Below are 3,041 nucleotides of genomic sequence, written 5' to 3' on the forward strand. Positions count from 1 at the left end.
CAACAAACAACACGCAAGTGCACAAAACCAGGTGGTAATAACTAACACAAATAAACTCATTCCTTTCACATTCAAATGCCACTTTCCAGTAGCTATTATGAACAAGCTGATTGTGCCGATTAATAAACCTGCTAATCCTACCCAACGAAAGAGTTTGTTATCTTGAACCAGATTGCCGCTCCAACAGATCACCGCACATAGCCATGCAAAGGTTCCTGCATTCGCTAGCACCTGATTCGATTGCATCAATAAGCGCGATTGAAATTTGAAAATTGCCAATTGCTCAGCGGTATTGATCTCTGCTCCCAGCACCATTGCCGGTGCGAGAAAACCGCTAATCAAGGCTGCGCCAGCCATCGCTAATCCGCCTGCTGCAAATAAACCACTTCCGATCCAAACGATAGGGGTGTTTTTTGCAGCACCATAAAGTGTAAATAACCAAACGTAGATGAGTAGCACCAAAATTAGCAAGCCGTGCACATGCATAGTCAGCCCGGCAATTTGAGCCATTTGTTCAATTTGGGCTTCAGGTTGCGACGCGCTGATATACGGGTGATGAGCCATACCCGCGTTCGCCAATATGGATAGGGCAATTAAGCTCCAGCCAATAAGACGGTAATACGAATGTGTTCTTTGTTCGTTTTCGTTTAACACGATGCCTCCAGAGATAATTATTTAAATGCAGTGCCAGCCTAGCAAGCGCATATGGATAGTTGGCGGACAATACGATTAGAATGTCCGGTATCTACAACAAAACCTTGGGTAAATTGTGTGACAGAGGAATTTGAAGGAGACAAGCGAGCAGAGCGCACAGGGTTAGCGTTGCGCAACGCGTTTTTCGAACTGGTGTTATCGCAGCCTTACAGCAAGATAAAAATTGCAGACATCATCGCCAAGGCCGATGTGGGGCGCTCGACGTTTTATGAGCATTATAAAAACAAAGACGATCTACTCTATGCGAGTTTGCGCTGGCCGATGACTGTTTTGGCCTCTGCGATGTTACCCCCGAACAAGGTGTTGGATGTACAGGGGATACTGGAGCATTTTTGGCAGAACAGAAGTTTTGCTCGCCCTATATTGACTGGCACTACACGCAAGCATGTCAGCCGTTGCCTTAGCCAGATACTTGTCGAGCAATTACAAAACATGTCTTCACCTTCACTTAATCGCTATGTTCCTGTGTCCGCTATTGCTCAGGCACTGGCCGCCACTCAACTCTCTTTATTGAGCGACTGGCTGACAGGTGTATATGCCACCACCCCCGATAAACTTGCTCAACAGTTGATGCTTACCAGTAGAGCGATTGCTATTCCTTCTGTGTGAGGGGGGGTCATGGGGAGAGGGTCATTTTTCTACAATTATGAATATTATTAAATACCAAGAAGAAATCCGTGCTTACTTTGGTTATTGGCCGATGTTTAGCGATGGGCAAATTTTGTCTTTTGCGAGACACGGTGATGCTATTGAAATGGACATCAACTATATAGATGTGAACAAGGCGCTTGAGGCGCTCATAAAAATCCAATTTCACGGTGTTTCTGCGGTAGATCTATCTGAATACATACCAAACAGCGTTATCGATACTATGCGAATACTTAGTGGTACGTTTCACCGGGTTAGTATTGAGTCGTGCTATGGGTTGGAAGGCTGCTTCAAGTGCGAAGAAATACGGGCATATATCGTGAATGAATAGCTAAAATTATATGTATTTCTTAGGTATAAAAAATGCTCCATTTTATAGATGCCGAAGTAAAACATGCTGAATTTCTCCGAGATACCTTAATCGCATCCAAGGGCTATTGGGGTTATTCTCATGAGCAGCTTGAGGAGTGGAAATCTAATTTAAGGTTTGAAGAAACCTATATTGCTCGCAATACCGTCAAACTAATTTTGAGAGGTGATGAGGTGATTGGATTTTTCGCCATAGTGAAAGGCGATACCAATGAACTTGATCATCTTTGGTTATTGCCACATGCGATTGGGAATGGGTACGGCAATTTGGTGTTTGCGCAGATTCTTGCTGAATGTGATCGATTGGATATATCCAACTTTTACATCACATCTGACCCGGATGCTGAAGGGTTTTATTTAAAGAAAGGCGCATTAAAAGTTGGCGAGGTTTACAGCGAGCCCCAGGAAAGAATGTTGCCTAAGTTAGAGTTCGCGGTGGTTAGATCCGCATAGAAGACACAGACAATCTACGCGAAAAAACTTTGGTTGACTGCGCAATCCATCAAATAGGAACCGCGATGTTTTATTTTATTTTAGGATCAATACTGTTGTTGTCTGCAACCGTTTTTTATTTGGGTGCAAAAGGCCATAGACGTACTACCTATATAACCACCTATAAATTTCCCCGCTACATACAAGAAAAACTTGGGCAAAAACATCCGCACCTTAATCCCACCCAATTGTCCGTCGTTCAAAAGGGAATGCGGCAATATTTTTTAATGTGCCTTAAAGCCAACAAACGCATGGTCGCTATGCCATCGCAAATTGTGGATGATTTTTGGCATGAGTTTATTTTGAACACCAAAGCCTATCGCGATTTTTGTAATGGCGCATTCGGGCGTTATTTGGATCATGTTCCGGCAGAAGCGATGATAGATAAAACCCATGCGCAAGACGGAATTAAACGGGCCTGGCGATTGGCTTGTGCGCTTGAATCTATCAACCCCCAAAGCCCAACACGATTGCCGCTGATTTTTGTGTTGGATTCCCTCTTGTCCATTCCCGGTGGTTTTCGTTACTCGTTAGATTGCGAAAAAAGAAACGATGACGGTGGAGGAGGAGGATTTTGTGCGAGCCATATTGGTTGCGGTGGCGGCTGTAGTGGTTCAAGCGGCGGCTGCGGTAGTGATGGAGGAGGTGGGTGTGGTGGTGGAGGTGACTAGATTGTTGGGGCCCCGCTTGCTGCGCCCGAATTACCGGATAAAAATCTGGGCGCGGCAAGCAGCGCCCCTACAGTAAATTTCGTTGGCAATTTAATGCAAATACTCAAACTCATACTCACAGGTTTCCCGCTGTAATTTTTTCTCTTC

General features: G+C 44.7%; 4 protein-coding genes. 3 read left to right on the forward strand and 1 reads right to left on the reverse strand.

The genetic code is table 11. The annotated features are described in order from the left end of the window. The coding region (locus ACWA6V_RS19985; protein ID WP_449524140.1) for a hypothetical protein at positions 1-654 on the reverse strand (654 nt) is incomplete at its 3' end. A 117-nt stretch (positions 655-771) separates the two neighbouring features. On the opposite strand from ACWA6V_RS19985, the gene ACWA6V_RS19990 reads away from it, so the two are divergent. The 3 genes from ACWA6V_RS19990 (at position 772) to ACWA6V_RS20000 (ending at position 2,894) form a co-directional block, all read left to right on the forward strand. Then, positions 772-1,323 (forward strand): TetR/AcrR family transcriptional regulator, encoded by a 552-nt coding sequence (locus tag ACWA6V_RS19990; protein WP_449524141.1) that lies wholly within the window; start codon positions 772-774, stop codon positions 1,321-1,323. Between the two features lie 402 nt (positions 1,324-1,725). Then, a complete protein-coding gene (locus ACWA6V_RS19995; protein ID WP_449524142.1) occupies positions 1,726-2,184 on the forward strand; it encodes a GNAT family N-acetyltransferase in 459 nt (152 codons plus the stop codon). Between the two features lie 65 nt (positions 2,185-2,249). After that, positions 2,250-2,894: a glycine-rich domain-containing protein gene (locus ACWA6V_RS20000; RefSeq protein ID WP_449524143.1), complete on the forward strand. Its 645-nt coding sequence runs from the start codon at positions 2,250-2,252 to the stop codon at positions 2,892-2,894. The last annotated feature ends 147 nt before the right edge of the window (positions 2,895-3,041 follow it).

This window comes from Cellvibrio sp. (assembly GCF_053579595.1).

What these genes read in the sequence shown, in the direction of transcription:
- ACWA6V_RS19995 (WP_449524142.1), top strand. Translation starts at nt 1,726, where the DNA reads ATGCTCCATTTTATAGATGCCGAAGTAAAACATGCTGAATTTCTCCGA.
- ACWA6V_RS20000 (WP_449524143.1), top strand. Translation starts at nt 2,250, where the DNA reads ATGTTTTATTTTATTTTAGGATCAATACTGTTGTTGTCTGCAACCGTT.